The organism is Arthrobacter sp. MYb214, assembly GCF_002979865.1.
GTDB lineage: Bacteria > Actinomycetota > Actinomycetes > Actinomycetales > Micrococcaceae > Glutamicibacter.
On the sequence record NZ_PCPZ01000004.1, the window covers coordinates 81,081 to 104,256 of the forward strand.

At 56.7% G+C, this 23,176-nt stretch carries 19 protein-coding genes; 12 read left to right on the forward strand and 7 right to left on the reverse strand.

Going from position 1 to position 23,176, the window contains the following annotated elements; genetic code table 11:
* Positions 1-86: 86 nt before the first annotated feature.
* The gene (gene dnaA / locus CQ012_RS11235; protein ID WP_105658693.1) at positions 87-1,523 is read right to left on the reverse strand and encodes a chromosomal replication initiator protein DnaA; all 1,437 of its coding nucleotides are present in this window, start codon (positions 1,521-1,523) and stop codon (positions 87-89) included.
* A gap of 516 nt (positions 1,524-2,039) precedes the next feature.
* On the opposite strand from dnaA, the gene rpmH reads away from it, so the two are divergent.
* From rpmH to CQ012_RS17455, 10 genes are all read left to right on the forward strand, one after another.
* Entirely contained in the window at positions 2,040-2,177 is a 138-nt protein-coding gene (gene rpmH, locus CQ012_RS11240; RefSeq protein ID WP_075972541.1) for a 50S ribosomal protein L34, read from the forward strand.
* 64 nt (positions 2,178-2,241) lie between these two features.
* The gene (gene rnpA / locus CQ012_RS11245) at positions 2,242-2,595 is read left to right on the forward strand and encodes a ribonuclease P protein component (RefSeq protein ID WP_105658694.1); all 354 of its coding nucleotides are present in this window, start codon (positions 2,242-2,244) and stop codon (positions 2,593-2,595) included.
* Positions 2,595-2,972 (forward strand): membrane protein insertion efficiency factor YidD, encoded by a 378-nt coding sequence (yidD, locus tag CQ012_RS11250; RefSeq protein ID WP_105662201.1) that lies wholly within the window; start codon positions 2,595-2,597, stop codon positions 2,970-2,972. Before rnpA ends, yidD begins: the two co-directional genes overlap by 1 nt.
* On the forward strand, positions 2,972-3,946 hold the full coding sequence (gene yidC / locus CQ012_RS11255; RefSeq protein ID WP_105658696.1) for a membrane protein insertase YidC: 975 nt from the start codon (positions 2,972-2,974) through the stop codon (positions 3,944-3,946). The genes yidD and yidC overlap by 1 nt, the downstream gene beginning before the upstream one ends.
* Positions 3,947-3,948: 2 nt before the next feature.
* The gene (locus CQ012_RS11260; RefSeq protein WP_105662202.1) at positions 3,949-4,476 is read left to right on the forward strand and encodes a Jag family protein; all 528 of its coding nucleotides are present in this window, start codon (positions 3,949-3,951) and stop codon (positions 4,474-4,476) included.
* Positions 4,477-4,522: 46 nt separating this feature from the next.
* On the forward strand, positions 4,523-5,164 hold the full coding sequence (gene rsmG / locus CQ012_RS11265; protein ID WP_105662203.1) for a 16S rRNA (guanine(527)-N(7))-methyltransferase RsmG: 642 nt from the start codon (positions 4,523-4,525) through the stop codon (positions 5,162-5,164).
* A 177-nt stretch (positions 5,165-5,341) separates the two neighbouring features.
* Positions 5,342-6,265: a ParA family protein gene (locus CQ012_RS11270; RefSeq protein ID WP_105658699.1), complete on the forward strand. Its 924-nt coding sequence runs from the start codon at positions 5,342-5,344 to the stop codon at positions 6,263-6,265.
* Between the two features lie 198 nt (positions 6,266-6,463).
* A complete protein-coding gene (locus CQ012_RS11275; RefSeq protein WP_105662367.1) occupies positions 6,464-7,657 on the forward strand; it encodes a ParB/RepB/Spo0J family partition protein in 1,194 nt (397 codons plus the stop codon).
* Between the two features lie 2,206 nt (positions 7,658-9,863).
* The gene (locus CQ012_RS11285) at positions 9,864-10,211 is read left to right on the forward strand and encodes an ATP-binding protein (RefSeq protein ID WP_105662205.1); all 348 of its coding nucleotides are present in this window, start codon (positions 9,864-9,866) and stop codon (positions 10,209-10,211) included.
* Positions 10,212-13,657: 3,446 nt separating this feature from the next.
* Positions 13,658-13,870, forward strand: coding sequence for a hypothetical protein (locus CQ012_RS17455; RefSeq protein ID WP_146112958.1), 213 nt, complete (start codon positions 13,658-13,660; stop codon positions 13,868-13,870).
* 112 nt (positions 13,871-13,982) lie between these two features.
* Here CQ012_RS17455 and trxA read toward each other — a convergent pair whose 3' ends face one another.
* The 5 genes from trxA to CQ012_RS11310 form a co-directional block, all read right to left on the reverse strand.
* On the reverse strand, positions 13,983-14,306 hold the full coding sequence (gene trxA, locus CQ012_RS11290) for a thioredoxin (RefSeq protein WP_105662206.1): 324 nt from the start codon (positions 14,304-14,306) through the stop codon (positions 13,983-13,985).
* A 28-nt stretch (positions 14,307-14,334) separates the two neighbouring features.
* A complete protein-coding gene (gene trxB, locus CQ012_RS11295) occupies positions 14,335-15,300 on the reverse strand; it encodes a thioredoxin-disulfide reductase (protein ID WP_105656612.1) in 966 nt (321 codons plus the stop codon).
* A 100-nt stretch (positions 15,301-15,400) separates the two neighbouring features.
* Positions 15,401-16,987, reverse strand: a complete 1,587-nt coding sequence (locus CQ012_RS11300; protein ID WP_146112231.1) for a hypothetical protein — start codon at positions 16,985-16,987, stop codon at positions 15,401-15,403.
* A gap of 126 nt (positions 16,988-17,113) precedes the next feature.
* Complete coding sequence (gene murJ / locus CQ012_RS11305; RefSeq protein ID WP_286134650.1) at positions 17,114-18,817, reverse strand: murein biosynthesis integral membrane protein MurJ; 1,704 nt, start codon at positions 18,815-18,817, stop codon at positions 17,114-17,116.
* A 37-nt stretch (positions 18,818-18,854) separates the two neighbouring features.
* Entirely contained in the window at positions 18,855-19,394 is a 540-nt protein-coding gene (locus tag CQ012_RS11310) for an NUDIX domain-containing protein (RefSeq protein ID WP_105656609.1), read from the reverse strand.
* Positions 19,395-19,518: 124 nt separating this feature from the next.
* On the opposite strand from CQ012_RS11310, the gene CQ012_RS11315 reads away from it, so the two are divergent.
* Positions 19,519-20,970 carry a CCA tRNA nucleotidyltransferase gene (locus CQ012_RS11315; protein WP_105662208.1) on the forward strand — a complete coding sequence of 484 codons (1,452 nt, stop codon included), beginning with the start codon at positions 19,519-19,521 and terminating at the stop codon, positions 20,968-20,970.
* Between the two features lie 583 nt (positions 20,971-21,553).
* Positions 21,554-21,676 (forward strand): hypothetical protein, encoded by a 123-nt coding sequence (locus CQ012_RS17895; protein WP_255209577.1) that lies wholly within the window; start codon positions 21,554-21,556, stop codon positions 21,674-21,676.
* 188 nt (positions 21,677-21,864) lie between these two features.
* Here CQ012_RS17895 and CQ012_RS11320 read toward each other — a convergent pair whose 3' ends face one another.
* The gene (locus CQ012_RS11320; RefSeq protein ID WP_105656607.1) at positions 21,865-22,950 is read right to left on the reverse strand and encodes an inositol-3-phosphate synthase; all 1,086 of its coding nucleotides are present in this window, start codon (positions 22,948-22,950) and stop codon (positions 21,865-21,867) included.
* Between the last annotated feature and the right edge of the window lie 226 nt (positions 22,951-23,176).

Consider the following 23,176-nt stretch of genomic DNA (forward strand, 5'->3'; position numbering starts at 1 on the left):
TTTTAACGTCCACATGGTTTGCGCACTTATCCGCAGGTCGTCACCAAATCATCCACAGTCTTATCCACACCTGTGATTTCTCGCTGCTAGTGCTCCCGCTGGCTCTGCTTAATCCGGTTGGTTAGCTCGGTGACCTGATTAAAGATCGCTCGGCGCTCGGCCATGAGCTCACGGATCTTACGATCCGCGTGAATCACGGTGGTGTGGTCGCGGCCGCCAAGTTCTGCACCAATCTTCGGCAGCGACATGTCGGTAAGCTCACGCAGCAAGTACATGGCGATCTGGCGCGCGGTGACCAAAGTACGAGTTCGCGACTTGCTGTTCAGCTCATCAATACTCAGTCCGAAGTACTCTGCGGTCTGCTTGATGATGGTCGACGGCGTGATTTCCTGGGCCCCGTCTTCGCTGATCAAGTCCTTGAGCACGGTTTCGGCCAATGCAAGGTCCACGGGCTGGTTATTCAGCGACGCGAAAGCGGTGACACGGATCAAAGCACCTTCGAGTTCCCGGATATTCGTGGAAATACGCGAAGCAATGTACTCCATGACATCACTTGGAGCTGAAAGATTTTCAGCGTCGGCCTTCTTACGCAAAATCGCAATACGCGTCTCCAGCTCTGGTGGCTGAATATCGGTCAGCAGGCCCCACTCGAAGCGCGAACGCATGCGGTCTTCGAATCCCTGCAGCTGCTTGGGAGGCAGATCAGAGGTGATGACAACCTGCTTGTTGTGGTTGTGCAGCGCATTGAAGGTATGGAAGAACTCTTCCTGGGTAGCGTCCTTGTTGGCCAAGAACTGAATGTCGTCAATGAGCAGAATGTCGACATTGCGGTAAGTCTGCTTGAAACTTGCGCCCTCGTCGTCGCGGATCGAGTTGATGAAATCATTGGTGAACTCTTCGGAGTTCACGTAGCGCACGCGGATGCCCTTGTAGAGATGGCGTGCGTAGTGGCCAATGGCATGCAGCAAGTGAGTCTTGCCCAGACCTGAATCACCATAGATGAACAGCGGGTTGTAGGCCTTGGCCGGCGCTTCGGCAACAGCAACGGCTGCGGCGTGGGCAAAGCGGTTCGATGAGCCGATCACGAAGGTGTCGAAAATGTACTTCGGGTTCAGCCGGCCGAACTCCTGCGAATTCGATGGGGGAGTTGGCTGCGGTGCTGGCTGGGGGCGCGGACCAGGAGTCTCAACGACTGCTGGAGCTGACGGCGCGGCGGCTTTGGCTTCAGGCTCATCTTCTTCGAGCTCATCCGAGAGCGAGAGATCAACGCTGACGGCGCAACGGATCTCGTCCTGGAAGACTTCTCGCAGTGCTTCATCCAGCGGCTCGCGCAGCTGAGTCTGCAGAATATCGCGGGTGAGGTCATTGGGTACCGCAACTAAGAGCGTCGTACCGATTAGTCCCTGAGGTTTAGCCAGCGATACGAAGGCACGGTAACGCGCCTTGACGCGATCATCATCCTCGATCTTCCGGATGACTTGGCGCCAAGAGCTACCAATGCTATTGGTTTCGTCGCTGCTCACTAAGGGCGCCCCGCTTCCGTTTAAATGCAATCTTGGTCACAAGAATCCTGTTTCCAGGCTTCTGAAACGTCGTTTTCTGGACCACGTCTGCATTGATTCTATCCATCATCCACACAGTTATGCACAGCTCCGTGCAAAAACCGGGTGTTATTACTGTGGAAAACGGGTTTTCCCTTGAAATCAAGCGTTTTTCGCTGCGAGATGACTAGCTGTTTTGCGGAAAACTGTGAATTTTCTTTCGTTATGCACAGCCTTAATCCACAAGTCTGGGGTAGATTATTCACAGGCCGACTCTCGAAGTAGGGAGCATGGGCAGAACTCGTGCGCCAATTTGACCTTGCGCGCATAGTTTTCTATTGTTATTCAGTCCTATGCGCATCTTTTTGCGACTTGCTCATTTTTGGAAGAGCCCGCGAAAAAAGCGCATTTTATAAAAAGCACGAGCGTCATCCTGTTGTTATCCAGCTAGCTAGTAACGGGTAGTACGCATCATCTAAAACGTTTTGGAGTGTCACCGTGAGCAAGCGGACTTTTCAGCCTAACAACCGTCGTCGTTCGAAGAAGCATGGCTTCCGCCTTCGTATGCGTACCCGTGCAGGTCGTGCCATCCTTTCGGCACGTCGCGGCAAGGGTCGCACCGAGCTGTCCGCATAAATTTGCGAAACAGCTCTTGGCAGCATGACTTCAACGAGCTCAGCTAAAGAGCAACCCGAAGCCGATGTTGCCTAAGAATCAGCGACTGCGCCTAGCGCAAGACCTTACAGCCACTGTACGTTCCGGCGTCCGAAGCGGACGCCGGAACGTCGTGCTATATGCACGGCACCGAGAAACCGAAGAGTTCCTTGGTGACAGGTTTGGATTCATTGTTTCCAAGGCTGTAGGTATTGCCGTTAAAAGGAATCTCACCAAACGACGAATGCGGGAAATCGCCCACGAGCTGCGGCGCGTGGACGGCGACGTCGATTTCGTCTTCCGTGCACTTCCTGGCGCCGCCGAACTCTCTTGGGAAGAACTCAACTCCCAGGTCAATTCAGCCTTCTCCGCTGTTTTGCGCAAGATTGAGGCGCGCTGATGCGTAAGGACTTAGCTCCGCGTACCGGTTTGCTGTGGTTCATCATCGATATCCCACGCAACATCGTTATCGGGCTGCTCAAGACTTACCGAAAACTCATCTCGCCACTATATGGCGATGTATGCCGATACTTTCCTAGCTGTTCTGCCTATGGGCTCGAAGCAGTGACTCAGCACGGCGTTGTCAAAGGCGCCGGATTGACCACTTGGCGGATTCTCCGATGCAATCCGTGGTCCCACGGAGGCGTCGACCACGTTCCTGAGGGACCGAGGATTTGGCCAGAAGGCAAACTGCCGAGGATCATAGTTCTGAATCATCCTGTGATTCCCGACGATGAAGACGCCGCGGAAAGCGGCCGCAAGGAGCTCGACCACTGATGAACAACTTCCTAGACACGATACTGACTCCGTTTACGTACGTAGTCTCGTGGGTTCTGTGGGCATTCCACGAACTGTTCACCGCGATTGGAATGAACGGGGATTCGGGTGTTACCTGGACCTTGTCGATCATCTTCCTCGTGCTGCTGATCCGTACTTTGCTGATCCCAGTGTTCGTCAAGCAGATCAAGTCCCAGCGCGCGATGCAGGCACTGCAGCCTGATCTGCGCAAGCTGCAGGCCAAGTACAAGGGCAAGACCGACCAGATGTCGCGCCAGGCTATGGTTCAGGAGCAGCAGGCGCTGTTCAAGAAGCATAAGACCAACCCGCTGTCTTCCTGCTTGCCCCTGCTCGTGCAGATGCCTTTCTTCTTCGCGCTGTTCCGCGTTCTGAACGAAGCCTCCCGCGCCAGCGATGATGGACGTTCGATCGGCGCTCTGTCCGCTGAGCACATCCGCAGCTTCGACAATTCCTCGATCCTGGGCGCTCCGCTGTCCGAGACCTTCTTGGGCACCATCAATTCCGGTGCCATCAACTGGGCAGTGATCATCGTTGCGGTGGTCATGATCCTTGCAATGACCGCATCGCAGTTCTTCACCCAGCGACAGCTGATGACCAAGAACATGAGCAAGGAGGCCCTCGAGGGCCCGTTCATGCAGCAGCAGAAGATGATGCTGTACATCCTGCCCCTGGTCTTCGGTATCGGTGGTATCAACTTCCCAATCGGTGTGCTGATTTACTGGACCGCTTCGAACCTGTGGACCCTGGGCCAGCAGTTCTGGGTTATCCGAAACAACCCGACCCCTGGTTCGGAAGCAGAGCGCGAACTTAACGCTCGCCGCGCCGCCAAGGGCCTGCCTCCAGTAGGCGTGAAGAAGGAAGACGCTGATGCCGCTGCCGCCGCCGCGGCAGAGCAGCAGGCCAAGGGCCAGCGTGAACAGCCGCAGCGCAAGAACCGTCGAAAGAAGAAGTAGCCATGACTGCAACTGAGAACATCGACGCACCAGAACTGGAAAACCAGATCGAAGACGACCAGGAAGTTCTGGACGAGGGCGACGTCGCCGCCGACTACCTCGAAGAGCTTCTGGACATTGCAGATCTGGACGGCGATATCGACATCGAGATCCGCGGTGGCCGCACCTACATCTCGATCCTTGCCGAGGACGCAGACGCCTCGTTGGAGAGCCTCGTAGGCAAGGATGGAGAAGTCCTCGATGCCCTCCAGGAACTCACCCGGCTGGCAGTGCTCACTGCTACCGGTGAACGTTCGCGCTTGATCCTGGATATTGCCGACTACCGCGCAGAGCGCGCAGAACTGCTCCGCAAGATCGCTGAAGATGCTATTGCGTCGGTACGCGAAACCGGCGAGAAGACCCACTTGGATCCAATGAGCGCCTACGAGCGCAAGCTCGTGCACGACGTGATCGCCGATGCAGGACTGCACTCGGAATCCGAGGGTGAATCGACCCGACGCCATATCGTTATTTCGGTACTGGACAGCTAAGAACCATCACGCGAGAGCGTGCTGATCGACCTAAGGACCAACGACCATGACTGAGGACCTCAGCCTTACTGCAGAAGAGACCCTGGCTGCCGAGAAGATCTTCGGTGACCGCCTGGATCTTGCCAAGCGCTATGTGGAGCATCTGGCGACCTCGGGCATTGAGCGCGGGCTTCTTGGCCCACGGGAAGTACCCCGTCTGTGGTCCCGTCACGTGCTCAACTGCGCCGTGATCGAAGAGGTCATGGAGAAGGACGCCGAGGTAGCCGACGTAGGCTCCGGTGCTGGCCTTCCAGGGCTCTGCTTGGCAATTGCCCGCGCGGACCTCAAATTGACGCTTATTGAGCCTCTGGAGCGCCGCTGCATCTGGCTCTCCGAGGTTATCGATGATCTGGGTCTGGACAACGTCACCGTGATGCGTGGCCGTGCAGAGCAGATGGTCGACGTCGTCAACGCACGCTATGTCACGGCCCGTGCCGTATCTGCTCTGACCAACTTGGCTGGACTGACTATTCCATTGCTACACGGACAGGGCGAGCTCATCGCCATCAAGGGCCGCTCCGCTGTCGAAGAGATCGCTAAGGCTACCAAGGCGATCCGCAAGCTTGGCGGCAGGGAAACCGAAGTGCTCACTGTGGGCGAAAGCATCCTTGCAGAGCCAACCACGGTGGTTCGCATCAAGGTTGGCTAAGGTTGACGCGATAGTCTGTTAAATAGTTATAGAAGCGAAATGGCTTTCATCCTCATAGTTTTCGAGGATGAAGCCATTTCGCAATCTGCATGACTTGTTTTGAATGTTTCACGTGAAACATTATCGGTGCACGCCATGAGCATTAGGTGCATCAATTCACGAGGAGGAGTTTTACCTTTGTCTAAGACTAAGGATTCATCGGATAGCGCGTTTGATTTCAACGACTCGTCCTCGCCTTTGGCTACTCAGATAGCTAGTGAACATCGTCGTCGCGAAGCTTTGGAGGCCCGCAAGGTGCCAATGCCTGAGAAGACCCGCTATTTCACCATTTCCAACCAGAAGGGTGGCGTAGGCAAGACGACGACCACGGTCAACCTTGCCGCCGCCCTGGCCAAGGGCGGGCTAAACGTCCTGGTCATTGATATCGACCCGCAGGGCAACGCTTCTACCGCGCTGGGCATTGAACACCACGCTGAAGTAGACAGCATTTATGACGTGTTAATCAATGATCTTCCATTGGCTGACGTAGTAGCCACATGCCCAGACTTGCCAACCCTGCAGGTCGCTCCTGCAACCATTCACCTGGCAGGCGCTGAAATCGAGTTGGTTTCATTAGTAGCCCGCGAACAGCGCCTGCAGCGCGCCCTGGATGACTACGCGCGTACCCGCCAGCGCAAGGGGCTGCCTCGCCTGGACTACGTCTTCATCGACTGCCCGCCAAGCCTAGGCCTGCTGACCGTTAACGCCTTCGTTGCCGCTCGTGAAGTTCTCATCCCAATCCAGTGCGAGTACTATGCGCTCGAGGGCCTGAGTCAGCTACTGAAGAACATTGAAATGATCCAGAAGCATTTGAACTCCAAGCTGACGGTTTCGACGATACTGCTGACCATGTACGACGGTCGCACGAATTTGGCCGCGCAGGTCGCCAACGAAGTCCGTGAGCACTTCCCAGAGCAGGTGCTCAAGGCCGTCATCCCTCGTTCGGTACGAATCTCTGAAGCGCCGAGCTACCAGCAGACCGTCATTACTTATGATCCAAATTCGACTGGTGCATTGTCGTACTCCGAAGCAGCCGTAGAGATGGCTGAACGAGGCGCGTAAGACCTTATAAATACGTTTCACGCTGGAAAAGATCATCCCCTTAGATTTTCGTTTGTTTTTCCAGATCTATCTGATGCGGATGCGAGATTCGTACGGTGAGAGCCACGGCTGACGCACTGTGCGCATCCCCGGTTCAAAGCCAAAAAACAGTAGACTAGTCTCGGGCTGAAATTTCGGATGAAAGGGCGTGCGAAGAACATGGCAGATAAGAAGCGGGGATTGGGCAGGGGACTGGGTGCCCTTATTTCCAGCTCACCGGCGACGGCGGCTCCTGAAGAAAACCAGAATGTTTCACGTGAAACAGCTCCTGTAGAACCGGCCGCGGAACCGTCGAAGTCGCGCGCCACACGTCCTGTCGATATGTTCTTCGAACCGGGACGCAAGTCCTCGGCACCTAAGGCGCCAACCACTCCCGCAAAGCCGGCAAAGCGCGCTCGCGCAACTATGCCTGGCTTGAATACAACTCTTGGGGGAAAGAATACCTCTGCACCTCAGGAAGACGCACCAGCTGAGAAACCAGCAACTAAGAAGACCGAGCCGCAACCTGTAAAATCAGACTCTCCCGATCTTGTCGAAGTTCCTGGCGCACAGTTCGCTGAACTCGACGTCCAGCTGATTCACCCAAATCGCAAGCAGCCGCGTACCAACTTCGATCAGGAGCACATGGATGAACTCATCCATTCGATCCGCGAAATTGGATTGCTTCAACCTATCGTGGTCCGCCCTTCCCGCGAGAAAGATGACGCTCCGTATGAGCTGGTCATGGGTGAACGCCGTTGGCGCGCGACACAGGCGGCTGGCCTAGCGACTATCCCGGCCATTATCCGCGACACGCATGACACCGATCTGTTGCGCGACGCCTTGCTCGAGAACCTGCATCGGTCACAACTGAATCCACTGGAAGAGGCCGCTGCTTATCAGCAGCTTCTAGAAGAGTTCAATTGCACCCAGGAAGTGCTTTCAGAACGAATCGGACGATCCCGTTCGCAGATTTCCAATACGATTCGCTTGATGAAACTACCTCCACTCGTTCAGCGTCGTGTTGCGGCTGGCGTTCTTTCTGCCGGTCATGCGCGCGCGTTGCTAGGACTGTCGAACAACGAAGTCATCGAGCAGCTGGCTCAGCGAATCATCAATGAGGGCTTGTCCGTGCGCGCGACCGAAGAAGCAGTGGCACTGAGTGACGACAAGCCACGAAAGCCAGCAAAGAAGGCGCGAGAGACCCAGCGCAATGAACGCCTGGACTTCCTGGCAACTTCGCTCGCGGACCGCTTGGACACTAACGTCAAGATTCAGCTTGGCAGCCGCAAGGGCAAAGTCAGCATCGAGTTCGCTTCGGTGGATGATCTGAACCGCATCATGCAGGTTATTGATCCGACTATGAACTCGTAATTTCATGAACTGGCGCATGTTTCACGTGAAACATGCGCCTTTCTTGTATCTAGAGCCTGTGTTTCACGTGGAACAAATACTCCATGCGAGGTTACTGCCAACCAAGTATGAGGGCGGCACATGGAGATGAGTCGTTGGTGGGTAGGAAACCGCTGCTGTCCATAAACGGATACTTAGGTGTGCCCGCATAGCTTTCGCATCAAATGGATCATGAACCACAGCAAGCATAAAACTGATTGTTGGCATCCGTCGTTGGCTTATCAAAGAGGGAACGTACACGCCGATGGCATGAGCACGAAGTAGCCACGACGCTGTCCAGAAATGTAGAAAAAGCAGGACACACCGTACCAGGTTCGGGATTGGCACCGCATCGCTGAGCCGAGCCCATCACCTCGCTTCGTAACCATTCTCCGATGCCTGCTCCTGAGGATCAGCGAGCCATTCAGTTTAGGTCACCGAAATGCCTCCACTTAATGAATTCTACGGAGAACGGGAAGAGGATAGAACGCATGATTCGAGCCGCCTGGCTGCGGGAACTACCCCAGCGGATACGGATTTGGGCAGCCAGTATTCTGCTTGGTAGGACATCCGGGGCGATAGGTGCCGCATTTGGTGCACAGTATTCCGGCTACCTTCCAGTGCGAAGGAGAACACAAGGTGCGATCAGTAGAGACACTGATGGTTTTCGCGGTCTATCCCTGCCTGGCTCTACTCCATCTAATGCGCAGTGGCATGTGTCAGCCATGCTTCTTAGATTGTTCGAGGACTGATGTGCAAGGGAGCCAGGATGCTGTCCGCAACTGAGCACAACTCCGAAAACATTGGACCGAGAAGCTGTATCGGGCGATTCCAAGGGTACGTTTCATCGTTCTTGCTTAGGGCAGATAGGCAACGGCGTTGAGCAAGGACTGCATACAGCATGTTCTGGAACAGCAAGATCAGATAGTCAGGCATACCGTGATGACTCTCTGAGCAGCAAGGTGGGCGTGTAGCGACGCCACGAGAGCGGGGAGTCGGGTAGGGGAGAGGAAGGCTCGCACGAAGGCCGTGAAGGGCCAAGGAAGGCCGCTATGGACTTATGGCAGGACCAACCGGGGGCAAGTTCGGAGGGGTGCCAACGCTAACTGAATGCTAACCATTGAACGACTTTTGAATATTCACCCCACCTGATCCATTCAACAGACATTCTGAGGGTAGGATCAATGTGGAACAGTACGCAGAGATCCGTCGACTGCATTGAGCAGAAGGCGTGCCAATAACGGCGATCTCGCGGCGACTTGGCATCCCACGTAACACCGTATGCTCAGCATTGGCAGTCACCGAGTCTGCAAATGACCTGTAGACGAAGCGTGGTTCCATCGCTGACGCTTTCGAACCAGAAACCCGCAGGCTGGTCTGCGAGTATCCGCGCATGCCGGCGACGGCCATCGACGAACGAATCGAATGAACGAATTCCATCTCCACGTTGAAGAACCGGGTCGCACTGATATGTCCGGAATACACGAACGTGGGCCCTGCGGACCGGTTGGTCCACGAATCAGGGCAAGCCGCGCAAGTGGATCTGTGGTTCCCCAAGCTACGGACACCTGTCGGATCCGACCAGGCTCTGATGCTGCCGGAGCTGATGATGAGGCTGTCGCATTTGAGGGTGTTCAAAGCGCTGATGATTCCTAGTTGGCAATGCCCGGATCTGAGCGTTGGGATGTGGAGCTAGAACGACGATGATGACGCGGTCCTCAAGAGCAGAATCTGGGACCGTGAATCCGCGATTCGGAAGCAAAAGGAAAGACACGGAAGCCAATTCAGTGCTTGCCGAGCCGCTGGCTAGCAGGACCATTCTGGCTCCACCGAGAGATTCTGAGTTCAAAGAGCAAACCGAATGCAACCAGTTGCTTGAATCCTCTTTCCTTCAGAATCTCAGCAAACAGCTCGACGGGTGTCTACCGAAAGCCAATGTACACCGTTCAGCCCGATCCAGGTCCGGAGCATCGACCGGTCGCCGTAGGCTCTAGGCACAATGATCATCTCGCCTTCGATGCCATCAGTACCGGGCTCAGCCATCGGGCACGATGGAGAAGGACCTATAGCATGAGTCTGGGCCGCAATAATTATTTGGTGCATCCTTCAGACATTGGCCGGATTGTTGATTCCACGGTGACCATGGATAGAGGGTCTGCGGCCAGTTGGTGGTGGCTGATCCTCCGCGGTGCTGGACAAGCTGAATATTGGACTTTTCGAGAGCCGCCAATATTGCGGTTCTGAGCCACCCAGTATTCTGTCCGCGCGCGCCGGTGGTTGCGTCTTGCTGCTGGATGAGTGGCTTTTGGATCCTCCAGCCGGCGGGTTGCTGAGAATCATCTTCGAGCTCATAGGGTGGCGGTATGACGCTGCATCCACCATTTTCTGTACGCAGTACAAGCAATCGGATTGGCGTGCCCGGCTGGACGCTGGTGCGTTGGCCGACGCGATCATGGATCATGTCGTGCACGATACGATTTGGGTTGAGACCGGTGGGCTCAACATGTGTGAGGTGTACTCTCGGCCGGAGCATTAGCCACGGGGCGTTGATTCGATGGAATCCTCGTTCAGGACTGCCTGCCGGACTGATGATCCGGCAGGTGGCTCTAAGGGAGACTATTGGGTGGATCTGAACCACAATAACGACTGGCCCAGAAGCGCAATATTGGGTGGCTCTCAAACCACCGAATATTCACAAGCACCAGATGATTACCGATCCGGCACATGTGCAGATTACTGCGTTGTGCGTTGAGCAAGATCCGACGCACAACCGTTATTTGGCCACGACCACGGCCGCGTGGTCGCGTCACGCTAGGTATCGGCCGGCAATAGAATCCCTTGCCTAGACATCCACGACTTTCATGATGACCAGTAATGCGTACTTCGGAAGAAACGATTGAGCAGTTGGCGAGAGCCATGAAAATGCCATCAATCTGTCGGACGTGCAAGTAGCATGTTGATCCAGCACATGATGAGGGATGGACTCGTGAAGCCTGCCGGGCCAGGACGGCGATCATCCCGACAGCTATGCTCGTGACCTGTAGAGGACCGCCATGGGCGGTGAATACTAACTCGCGTATTGCGCTGGGTGTCAAAGCCTGCCGGCAGTGGTATCCAATGCTCTTCGATGAACAGCTCTGGCTGCGCGTAAAGGTTGGTGGCGGCGCATCACGGAGGGAAATCGACTCATGAGTTGCCGCGTCTTATGCAATACAAACTGTTGATCATCGTCAAGGTGGATTACGTTCCATTCGGTGCTGCGGCCGTTGATGCAGCTGATCGTTATTAACAGAAGTCGGTGCTAACCAGGTCCAATCCGCCGATTGTCCGCTGGGGTGAGGCCAATGGTGCCGAGGTTGATGCCTCGGCGAATACTGATTGCTCGGTTCACCCTGAGGAGAGGCTGTCTTCGCCTAACCATCCATATCGGGCGAAGAACCGTCCGGTTTGCTGACCAATGCCGAGCTGGCGTAGGGAGAATTGGACGGTACAGGTCCGATTCCGTTTGACGATAAGAAGGCGATCTTCAGTTGGCGTTGCGGGCATGACCGGAACTTCTTATGTCGAATGCGCCATGCCGTGCGATGGGGGAGTGGTACTAGCCCTTCCCGAAGCCATTACGCGCACCTTGAGCCAGGGCACGCTGATGAGAATCAACGACTCCATTAAGATTCCTGACGCAGGTGTGGGATTAACATTGGTGCGCACCCTTGCCGAACCGACATCCAGATCTCTAGAAATCCGAGTTCGAGCTGTCATGAAATCGTGTCACCGTCTCTCGAATTTCTTGAATCGGCGACTGCGACTGGTGGGGGGGGCGGAACCGCAACATGGACACTGAAAGCAGCTGCCTTGAAGCAACGTTTCACGTGAAACATGATCCAGACCGCCCTTCGAACCTGCTGACGTCTGCGAAGCGAAACGTGTTTCACGTGAAACACTAACTAGGCCGCCCTTTGATTGTCCTGAATTCAACGATGCGCTTGGTGTTTCACGTGAAACAACCAGAACGACCTGAAAGCACATGCAGGTTTGACGTTGCACAGAATGGAGCGGCCACGCACGACCTGGGCACCCCGCCCCCGAGATGAATAGCTAATGATGCTATACCCACTACCCGCAGGCTGACAGCCTCTGCTGAGATGAGGCATAAGAAGCTTGCTGAATACATGCGTAGGCCTGTACGAGCGCCGGAGAGGACCTGTCTGGCCGGTGCCTACGTGAGAGGACAGTGATCAGCCTGCGGCTTGCGGCGCGGACATGAGGAAGTTCGTTCCAGCGCCAAAAACCCGGCGAGCACGCACGGCGTGCAGGAAAGTAATAGCGTCGCGAGATGCCGAGGGATAACTTGACCCTTGGTCCCATACGCGCGGAAGGTGAAGCCTGGATACGATCGTCCAACCACTTCAACGCCAGCAGCTGACAGGAGGAAATGACGCCAAGGCCCTAGGGAGGGGTCGAGGCAACAGATGGCCAGAAAGCCTTAGGAGTGCTTATGAGGCCGCAGAAGCGCGTCCTAGGCGGATGTATGGGTCTCCGGGAGCCCTGTCGGGCATGAGCGGCCCGGCAGCGCTCCAGATCCCGCTCATGAGCAAGGTGAGCGAAGGGAAATCCAGAAGGATCACAACCTTCAATCCAAGAGAGTAGGAGGATTAGCGGTGAAATAGGTTCACTAGAGTCTCCGCAAACCCGGCTCAACCCGCTCCTGCTTTTGTCCCGGTTCGAAGGAACTATTCACTAGAAAAAAGCCCCAAGGTAACTAGCGCGGGAATTCGGACCAAGCTGTCCATGCACCAGCCGCGCAATAGGTAGGCATGATGCCGTGGAGTGCGAAGCCCCAGGTGCCGAAGCCCGTAGTAGCGATCAACCTAAATTTCTCAGGGTTGGAGAACTGGGCGAAGACCTCCATTAATTGAAAGGCAAGAGAACCTGAAGGAGGGAAGCGTGTGAATGAAAGAACTTATATGTGGGGTTAGTACTGGCCCTCGGGGAAACCGACTTCCCGAAAGATAGGTAGCGCGCTGTTCAGAGTTAGTTGATTGCACTAGGACCTAGTGCAGAATCGCAATGACCTGATCAGAGAGAAACCCCTCCGATCACTAGCAGATTGGAGATTCAGGCCTTCTCTTCGCGAGTCGACAGTAGGGCAACGAGCATGAGTCTAAGGCCTTTGTCCCTGATGCAGGTTCTACCGGCAAGCTTCGCCCCGATGGGTATGAACAGCTATTCAGCGATGATGTGGCTCGTTCGCTCCACGGCAATCGACCTCAGATTCATTCAATCTTCGACAGGTCGCACCTCATCATTACCCAGCGGCCCATGTGACAGTTGCGCAGTGGGTGATGACGTATCGGCACGAAACATGGTTTGGGCCGCAGCAACTGACTTACGACAACAACTCACAAGCCGAAAGATTCTGTTCTGCTTACTGCGTGCCAGTTTAGCCAGAGAACGTCCTCAGGAACTCGTTGCTGAACCGTTCGGACTTTGGAAGAGATAGCGTCATGGATTCTGACGATTGACGGCGAAACAGTAGGCTCAGTGAGCAACCAGTGGATACGCGGAAGGGGAGAGCTCCGCTAATTCCCTGGAACTCCGTTAGCCCTGGCAGTTCTCACTGCGCGTTGAACCCTCCCCAATAATCAAGACCAAGAGATGCTGTTCCAGCTAAAGACGCCCATGAAAACTGAGTGTCGCGGCGACACGGGGATGCGGCAGTCGGCATGGCCTGGATTATCCATGGACAGAATTTGACGCAATTTCGACCGGAAGCGGATAGTCCCATGAGTAATTGGTTTTGGCTTTCTCTCAGAAAGCACATCCGCTCAGCTAGCATGTACGGCGTATCCGGATGCGTTTCCGCGGCCCTTCACAGTACAGTCTGGAATTGTGGGCCGAAGTTGAAGGGCTAGAAATACGGAGATTGCGGATCGCTGAATTTTGCATAGGACATCAAGATTCAGAATTCGGGAACCTGTCTAGGTGGCCAGAGAAACGATCAAATGCGAACCCGAACTTGCCGGGTCCATTGCTGAGCATGAAATGCGCATCTTGGCTGACGGGTGCCAAAGAACGGTGCAAAGCGTCATAGAACAGAGCCAGAATCATAAAAACAAATATTTTGGCTTGGATATTCGCAACAGCATGTCAAAAGGGCCTTCAGATGAAGAACCGGCTCAACCTGAGCTGGGGTAAGGGTCGGAAACGGCCAGAAAACGAAAGCAAGTGAACTTCTCGCGGCGCCACGGTTAAATAAGAAGTGGGGACCAACCTTGCGGTTGATCCCCACTTCAATCATGTTCTTGGCTTACAGGTATTCTGCGAAGTCCTTTTCGATGACAGCCTTCGGCTTGGCACCGATGGAAGTAGCGACATGCTCGCCGCCCTTGAAGACGTATACGGCTGGGATGCTGGTGATGCCGTACTTCGCGGCAATGCCCTGGTTCTCATCGACGTTGACCTTCACGACGTCGACCTTCGCAGCGTGCTCTTCTGCGATCTGATCCAGGATTGGACCGAGCTGGCGGCAAGGGCCGCACCATTCAGCCCAGAAATCGACGATCACTGGCTTGTCGGCATCCAGGACATCGGCCTGGAAGGTTGCTTCAGTTACTGCTTTTGCGTTGCTCATGAGAGACAACCCCTTTCTGAGAAAACTATTAGGCGGTAGCGAGGGTTTCGGAAACGTTGGCCAGGTAGTGCTCCACGTCCTGGGCCGCGGCGCAGCCCGAGCCGGCCGCGGTAATGGCCTGGCGGTAGGTGGAATCGATGACGTCGCCGGCGGCGAAGACACCTGGCAGCGAGGTCTTGGATGTGCGGCCTTCAACGGCGATGGTGCCCTCGGAAGTCAGCTGCAGCTGGTCCTTGACCAGATCCACGCGTGGGTCGTTGCCGATGGCCACGAAGATACCGGTGACATCCACGGTGGATTCTTCGCCGCTGGTGCGGTTCTTCACGACCAAGCCTTCGACCTTATCGGCACCGTTGATGCCGATGACTTCGGAGTCCCAGATGAATTCGATCTTCTCGTGGGCCAGGGCGCGGTCGGCCATGATCTTCGAAGCGCGCAGCTCGTTGCGGCGGTGCACGACGATGACCTTGGAGGCGAACTTGGTCAGGAACAGTGCTTCTTCCATGGCGGAGTCGCCACCGCCGATCACGGCGATTCTCTGGTCGCGGAAGAAGAACCCGTCGCAAGTGGCGCACCAGGAGACGCCATGGCCAGAGAGGCGCTTTTCGTCCTGCAGGCCCAGCTCGCGGTAGGCGGAGCCGGTGGAGACGATGACAGCACGAGCACGGTAGATGGTGCCGTCAGCCAGGGACAGCGTCTTGATTTCGCCTTCGAGGTTCATTTCGGTGACGTCATCGAAGAGGATCTCGGCGCCGAAGCGTTCGGCTTGCTTCTGCATGTTGTCCATCAGGTCTGGGCCCATGATGCCCTCGGGGAAGCCGGGGAAGTTCTCCACGTCGGTGGTGTTCATCAGTTCGCCGCCGGCAGTGACTGAGCCGGCGATGACTAGTGGGTTCAGATTCGCACGGGCGGTGTAAACCGCGGCGGTGTAACCGGCCGGACCGGAGCCGACAATGATGACGTCGCGGATTTCGTCGTTCTGTGCTGAAGTCACGGGGGTAGAACCCTTTCGTTCTAATAATGCGAGGTGGATAGCAAGGTCTAACCTCACTATCCACCTCAACGCATTGCTTTCGTAAAAAATTCCGCTTCTATTACTTGGCGGAGAATTCACCGATCTGGAGACCGAATGGACGTGAATCATTGCCGCCGGATGCCTTGCGAGGCAGGTCGGTGATGTCCAGGAACACGTGGGTTCCTTCCATGTAGTCCTTGTCGTCGTCCTTGGCAGTTACCGATACCGAAGGACCGGAGAATGAACCCTTGGCTACCGACTTGGCATCGCCCAGGTCTTCGGATTCGCCGACGAGGATTTCGTAGTTGCCGCCGGTGCCGTTCAGGCCCTCGAGATTGACCTCGGAGATCTTGGACTTCTCGTCCAGTTCCAGGATGAAGACCATGTTGGAAGCGAAGCCGCCGAAATCAGCGGTGGTGTACGAGTACGTTGAGTAGGTGCTCGAGGCGTTGCCGTCGATCATCTGGCCCAGCTTGCCATCGGTTTCGGAGTTCAGCTGCTGATTGCCGGGAACCAGGCGGGATACGTCGTCGATCTTCGGAGCAGGCAAGGCGTCCTCGGTTGAGTCCTTTTCTTTCTCGGTCTCGGATGGCTTTTCCGGGGACTCCACGGCAGTTGGCTGCTCGCCATCGGCGGTGGTGTTCTTGTCCCCACCAAGGAAGTTGAAAGCGAACACGACTGCAACAATCAGCACGATGAGCAAGACGGCGCCAACCAGCAGGCGAGTTCCCTTGGAACCGCCTTCTTCCTCTTCCTCTTCGCCGACCTGGGGGTCCTGGGCAGGAGCATTCTTGGCAGCTGCGGGGAAGGTCGAGGCTTTCGGGGCAGCGGCAGCGGCGGCACCCGCAGCGGCGCCTGCGCCGGCTACGGCTCCAGCTGCTGCAGCCTTCTTCTTTGCCGGCTTCTCATCTTCCTCGGCAGGCTTCTGGGTAGGCTTGGCCGGCGTCTTGCCCTTGGACTGCGCAGCGGCAGCCAGGGCCGCAGTTGCGGTGACATTAGGCTCGTCTTCGTCTTCCAGGCGGGACACCTTCGGCTTGTCTTCGGCCGCTGGCTTTTCAGCTGGCGCAACCGGGGTAGCCATGGTGGCGGGAACCTGCTCATTAGGCGCAGTCTGGTCGAACTGTTCTTCTTCAGGCTGTTCCTGGTTCTTCTTGCCGAACCGGTTCTTCAGTCCTGCGAAGCCACCAGCCAAGGCGGAACCGATCTTGCCCTGCTGCTCTGGTTCGTCTTCGTACTGCAGCTGGTCGTAGTACTCGTTGTCGTCTTCGTAGGTCTCAGGGACGGCCTGGCGGGACTCGCCGAAGATCTCGGTGCCCAGGGTGTCGGTGAAGAACGGCTCAACATATGGAGCGTCGTCGGTTTCCAATACCAGGTCCAGCAGGTCCGAGGAACGCGCGGTGTTGGCGACGAGGTAGGTCTGGTTGGCATCGGTGATGCCCAGATCCAGCACCTGAACGTTCGAAGCGCGCTCGCCCATGGCGATTTCGCGTGCGCTCGTTGCCAGCTGCGATGAATTCTCCACGGAAGCCACCATGATGCTGACCGAGCGGTTCAGTACCTGGTCTACGCCACCGAGTACCAAGTCTCCTTCAGCTGATGAAAGGACACTCTCGGTTACTTGGTAGCGACCGCTGAGGACAGAGCCGACATCGATTGGCTGCGACACGTGCATCTCCAAGGGATTGATTTTGGTTCGGTGGCGGTCCACGGACCACCACCTGCCATGTTACCGGTCAGATCAAGCTATTTGGTGCCTATTTGCCCAGAATCACTAGCAAGTTTCAGCGGACCATCAGCGATTGAGTCCCGGGATTCTGCGAAGGATCGGACCCAGGAACGACTGGAGCTCCGGGACCTTGGTTTTGTACAGCAAGCCAATGAAGACGATGCCCATCACCAGCGCGACAATAGCCACCGAAACCAGGGCGCTGAATACGGAGTCGTAGGCGAATCCGAAGTTGAATCCACCCAGCAACCAGAGCGCGATGCATCCAATGATGGAGGAGAGCGTAGCCATCCAACCGACTCGAATGTAGGTGTCGATGACAGAGGAAACACCGTAGTTGCCGTAGCGGCGCTTGATCAGATAGTGGGTGCCGATGCAGGTCAGCACGTTGGTCAAGCCGTAGATGAAGGCAATGGCGGCGGCGATATGCAGCGGATCGACCACGGCTGCAGCGGCGAACGCCAAGATCAATCCGAGCCCGGCGGTGGCCGACTGGATCAGCATCGGGGTGCGGGTATCCTCCTCTGCGTAGAAGACACGCAGCATGAAGAACTGCAAGGACTTGAACGGCAGCCCAAGCGCGGTGAGCACCAGCAGCTGCCCGAGAGCGCCCGCGGCCTGCGCAGCATTCTCGGAGTTGCCGGCAAAGAGCCTGCCTAGCGGTCCGGCCAGCACGATGAAGACCAGCGTGCAGAACACGATAGGGATTGCGGTGGAGCGCATGCCCTGATTGAGCAGCTTGCCAACATCCTTGCGGCGGTTCTCGGTGAAAGCCCGAGCGAAGTCGTTGAACAGCACGGTGGCGACGGTCAGCGCGAACAGGGAGTGCGGCAGCACGGTGATCAACTGCGAGGTGTTCAACGCGTACTCGCCGGCTACCGAGGCGGCCTGTTCGGGAGGCAGCTGCGCTCGAGCCGCGGTAGCTCCGGACACGATCTTGGAGTACACCAGCGAGGAGAGATTGCCGATCACCATGGCCGCCAGGGTCCAGATCGCCAGCTTGCCCACGTGGCGCAGTCCCATGCCGCGCCATTGGAAGTCCAGTGTCAGTTTCAGCCCGGTCTTCTTCAGTGGCCAGAACAGCGCCACCGACTGCAATACGATACCCAAGGTGGCACCGCCAGCCAGCCACATGGTCTTGACGCCGCTCCAATCCTGCATCGGGTCGCCCGAAGAGTAGGCGCCGAAAGTCAGGATGAAAGCGCCAATGACGATCAGCTGGATGATGTTGTTGACCGCAGGAGCCCACATGAATGCGGCAAAGCGGCCATTCGCGTTCAGCACCTGGCCCAGCACTGCGTAGAGCCCATAGAAGAAGATCTGCGGCAGCGACCAGTAGGCAAAGGCCGTTCCCAACGCGATCATGGGCTCGGTCCAGTTATTGGTGAGCACTGTGATCAATGGCCTGGCGCAGAGCGTGAGGATCAGAGTCAGGATACCCATGCCCACGACGGTCAGCGTCACCAATTTCGACGTGTACGCGGCGCCGCGGTCCTTCGCCTTGGAGGCCTTGATCAGCTGCGGGATCAGCACGACGTTGAAAATGCCGCCGGCCAGCAGCATGTAGATGATAGTCGGGATGATATTGGCTTTTTCAAAGATGTCAGCCACCGAGGTGACCGAACCAATGGCCATCGCCAGCAAGGCCGTGCGCACGAAGCCCAGCAAGCGGGAGACCATCGTGCCGGAGGCCATCAGGGCATAGATCCTGGAGCGCGAGCCAACAGGCTGAGCTGCCTGCTGCGGGGGAGGTCCGGCGACTACGTCCATGGCTCCGGTGTGTAGCTGATCGGAGCCCGCAGATGGATTAGGAACCTGAGACATGCTTTGTAAGGACCTCGCGTGCCAGATCAGCGATCCGGCGCTCATTAGGGAAGGACAGGCGCTTGCCCAGGGAACCGATGGGGACCCAGGCAACATCGACGGCTTCATGATCGGGATCATTCTCGATCGTCAGATGCCCGCCGGTAGCTTCCAGCAGGAAATGGTGCACGGTCTTGTGCACACGGTAATTCGTCACGGTGAACCAGTAGTCGACCGAACCCAGCGGGGCGAGGATGCGTCCGGCAATGCCGGTCTCTTCCTCGATTTCGCGGATAGCCGCTTCCTCATTGGTTTCCACGCCCTCCGGGTGGCCCTTGGGCAGGCACCATTCCAGCCGTCCGCCACGGTTGTACCGGGCAATGATGGCCACTGGGAAGGTGGGGTCGTTGAAGTCGATCACGATGCCGCCGGAAGAGACTTCTTCCACGGTCGGCAGGCTCGTGTGACCGCCAGTTGCCTGCGCGCGAGCCATTGACGCAGTCAATGGGGTGCGCTTTGGGGCAGACGGGATCGGTCGGTTCATGGAACCACTCTATCGAGAAAGTACCGTTCGCCGCCTGATCGACGTGGACAAGTAAGTTATCTCGCAGGCAAATCCGTCGGAATTTCAAGCATTCTTCCGGGATTTCTGGCACGCTTAAGTAACTATGCATGCACTTCCCTCGCCTGACGCACTGCGTCAAATCCTGCCCTCGGTTATTTTCGACTTGGCCGACCGTTTTGTTCGGGCGGGCCATGAATTGTCGCTGGTAGGTGGGCCGGTTCGGGATCTGTACTTGGGACGCGTATCCCCGGACCTCGATTTCACCACCAGCGCTCGCCCGGAAGAAACCATCAAGGTGATTTCCGGCTGGGCCGATAACGTTTGGGATGTGGGACGCGAGTTTGGAACTATTGCCTTCAAGAAGGGCGAACACACGCTAGAGGTCACGACCTACCGCGCTGATGCCTATGACAAGGAGTCGCGCAAGCCGATCGTTGCCTTCGGTGATAACCTGCACGACGATCTCTTCCGTCGGGACTTCACCATGAACTCGATGGCTCTGCGCTTGCCGCAGCTCGAGCTGGTGGATCCTTTCGACGGCGTAAGCTCGCTGGAAGACGGGTCCATCCGCACCCCTGGTGCACCTGATATCTCCTTCTCTGACGATCCGCTGCGCATGATGCGTGCTGCCCGTTTTGCTTCGCAGCTGAAGATCGAAGTCAGTCCAGAGGTGCGCGAAGCCATGAGCGGAATGACCGATCGGATCGACATCATTTCCTCCGAGCGGGTTCGCGATGAACTGGTCAAGCTGATCAACGGTGCAGACCCGCGCGCGGGAATCGACCTTCTGGTGGAAACTGGCCTGGCCGATAAGGTGCTGCCCGAAGTCTCGGCACTGCGTCTGGAAATTGACGAGCACCACCGGCACAAGGATGTCTACCAGCATTCGCTGACCGTGCTGGAACAAGCCATGGCGTTGGAAACCGACGAAGAGGGACCTGTTCCCGGCCCGAACTTCGTGTTGCGCTTCGCGGCGCTGATGCACGATATCGGAAAGCCGGCGACCCGCAAATTTGAACCAAGCGGCGCGGTATCCTTCCGCCACCATGACATGGTGGGTTCGAAGCTCGTCAAGGCGCGTATGCGCGCCCTGCGTTTCGACAAGGACACCACCAAGTCCGTAGCCCGACTGGTCGAGTTGCACATGCGCTTCTATGGCTACGGCGAGGCCGGCTGGACCGACTCGGCGGTGCGCCGTTACGTCACCGATGCTGGAGACCTGCTCGAGCACCTGCACCGCCTGACCCGTTCGGATGTCACCACCCGCAATCGCAAGAAGGCCGACCGCCTAGCTTTTGCCTACGACGACCTCGAGGCGCGCATCGCGCAGATCGCCGAGCAAGAAGAGCTCCAGTCAATCCGCCCGGATCTTGACGGCGAGCAGATCATGCACCTGTTGGGAATCAAGCCGAGCAAGGTCGTTGGCCGCGCATACAAGTTCCTCTTGGAACTGCGTTTGGACGAAGGCCCGCTGGGCGCGGAAGTCGCCACTGAGCGCTTGCGCGCCTGGTGGAAAGAACAGCCTGAAGCCCAGGAATCGGCTACCGAGGGGTAACCTCTGACCTGAACACCAAGGGAAAAGCACCTGAAATCCGCATGGATTCGGGTGCTTTTGCCGTCCCCGGGAAAGTGCTTAAAGTTTCTGCGCAAATTTGTAGCGCATCGGGGATAATCCATGTATGCTGAATACTGTGATTGGGAAGTCTCAATGAGACTTGCGGATCGAGAAAACTTTTCAAAGAGGCCCCATGGCATCCATGGCCGGCCGAGAGCAGATTTTAGGAGGTGGCGAAATGATTAATACCAATTGGTACACAGAGACTCATCGCGGAGCGCGATTTATTGGCGGCTCTCCCATGTCTCGTCTGTGCAAGCTCATTTCCCCAACCTCCGGACAAGCGGATTCCTAACTCACGGTAAATCCCGCATAAGTTCCTGAGGTTGCAGGTCAGTAATCGACTCTCACCCTTAGGAACTTTTTTCATGCCTAGTCCACTGTTCTCCTCATCCGCTCAACGGGCAGTTCGCACCTCGGAATTAATCTTCGCAGGACCAGAAAGCCTGAAAGCTCGCGCCATTTCAACTACGCGCCAAGATCTTCCCTCCCCTTCTACTTTGACCGAAGGGAGGGACAGCAAATGAAAAAGCGTCAAGACAAGCGCAAGTTCACCAACCTTGATAGCACCGAGTTCAACCGCCGCATGCGTCAGCGTGAGCTGAAGAACCACGTGCCACCAGAAATGTACCTTCGAATTCGCTAAGGCCGGCAACGCCATTACCGTTGCCCGCTAACAAGAATCCGAGGTACCCATGATGAACTCGCAAGGCATCGCCAAGAGGCCCGCCGGCCTGCAAGCCGGCGGGCTTCTCCGCATCCAGAGCACTGTCGAATACAGCAATGGCCAGGACCGAACGGTCCTGGCCATTGCCTTTCCGCTAACGCGGAGGGCTAGCGCTCGATGTCGCCGCGAATGAAGGCTTCCACCTTGTTGCGCGCGGTCTCATCGTCGTACTGCTCTGGTGGCGACTTCATGAAGTAGCTCGAAGCCGACAGGATCGGACCGCCGATGCCGCGGTCCAGGGCGATCTTCGCTGCGCGTACGGCATCGATGATCACGCCGGCCGAGTTTGGCGAGTCCCAAACTTCCAGTTTGTATTCCAGGTTGACCGGAGCATCGCCGAAGTTGCGGCCCTCGAGGCGGACGAAAGCCCACTTGCGGTCATCAAGCCATGCAACGTAGTCGCTTGGGCCGATGTGCACGTCGTCTTCGCCCAAGGCGGCGGAGGTGTTCGAGGTGACTGCCTGGGTCTTGGAGATCTTCTTGGACTCCAGGCGATCGCGCTCGAGCATGTTCTTGAAGTCCATGTTGCCGCCAACGTTCAGCTGGTAGGTGCGGTCCAGGACAACGCCGCGGTCTTCGAACAACTTGGCCATCACGCGGTGGGTTATGGTTGCGCCGATCTGGCTCTTGATGTCGTCGCCAACGATTGGCACACCGGCGTCAGTGAACTTCTGCGCCCACTCTGGGGTGCCGGCGATGAATACTGGCAGGGCATTGACGAATGCAACGCCTGCGTCGATGGCGCACTGCGCGTAGAACTTGGCGGCCTGCTCGGAACCAACTGGCAGGTAGCAAACCAGGACATCGACTTCGTTGTCCTTCAGGGACTGGACGATGTCAACTGGCTCGGCTGCAGACTCTTCGATGGTCTCGCGGTAGTACTTGCCCAGGCCATCCAAGGTGTGGCCGCGCTGAACGGTCACTCCGGTGGTTGGAACGTCGGCAATCTTGATGGTGTTGTTCTCGCTGGCCAAGATGGCTTCCGAGAGGTCGAGCCCGACCTTCTTGGCGTCGACATCGAAGGCGGCAACGAACTGAACGTCGCCCACGTGGTACTGGCCGAACTGCACATGCATGAGACCTGGAACCGTGGAATCAGCATCGGCGTTTCGGTAGTACTCAACACCTTGGATAAGGGAAGTGGCGCAGTTGCCTACGCCTACGATGGCAACGCGAATCGGGTTCGCCGACACATGAACTCCTTATTGAAATGTATAAAACCTTTGGGCAATAGGGCGCGCAAAAGCGCATTGCGCAAATTGACCCACAATGATCTTAAGTCTTAATGGAGTGCAAACATTCCCAATCGTGCCCGGTATCACCGAATAACTATCGGGGCGGCCTCTCTGGGCTAGCGAAACCGAGGTGATTACTGCACTGTCTCAGCGCAGCTGCACCAATAGCAGGTAAAGCACCTAA

Coding starts and splice junctions, on each gene's coding strand:
- rnpA (WP_105658694.1), top strand. CDS start 2,242: ATGTTGCCTAAGAATCAGCGACTGCGCCTAGCGCAAGACCTTACAGCC.
- yidD (WP_105662201.1), top strand. CDS start 2,595: ATGCGTAAGGACTTAGCTCCGCGTACCGGTTTGCTGTGGTTCATCATC.
- yidC (WP_105658696.1), top strand. CDS start 2,972: ATGAACAACTTCCTAGACACGATACTGACTCCGTTTACGTACGTAGTC.
- CQ012_RS11260 (WP_105662202.1), top strand. CDS start 3,949: ATGACTGCAACTGAGAACATCGACGCACCAGAACTGGAAAACCAGATC.
- rsmG (WP_105662203.1), top strand. CDS start 4,523: ATGACTGAGGACCTCAGCCTTACTGCAGAAGAGACCCTGGCTGCCGAG.
- CQ012_RS11275 (WP_105662367.1), top strand. CDS start 6,464: ATGGCAGATAAGAAGCGGGGATTGGGCAGGGGACTGGGTGCCCTTATT.
- trxA (WP_105662206.1), bottom strand. CDS start 14,306: ATGAGCAACGCAAAAGCAGTAACTGAAGCAACCTTCCAGGCCGATGTC.
- murJ (WP_286134650.1), bottom strand. CDS start 18,817: ATGGACGTAGTCGCCGGACCTCCCCCGCAGCAGGCAGCTCAGCCTGTT.
- CQ012_RS11310 (WP_105656609.1), bottom strand. CDS start 19,394: ATGAACCGACCGATCCCGTCTGCCCCAAAGCGCACCCCATTGACTGCG.
- CQ012_RS11315 (WP_105662208.1), top strand. CDS start 19,519: ATGCATGCACTTCCCTCGCCTGACGCACTGCGTCAAATCCTGCCCTCG.
- CQ012_RS17895 (WP_255209577.1), top strand. CDS start 21,554: ATGAAAAAGCGTCAAGACAAGCGCAAGTTCACCAACCTTGATAGCACC.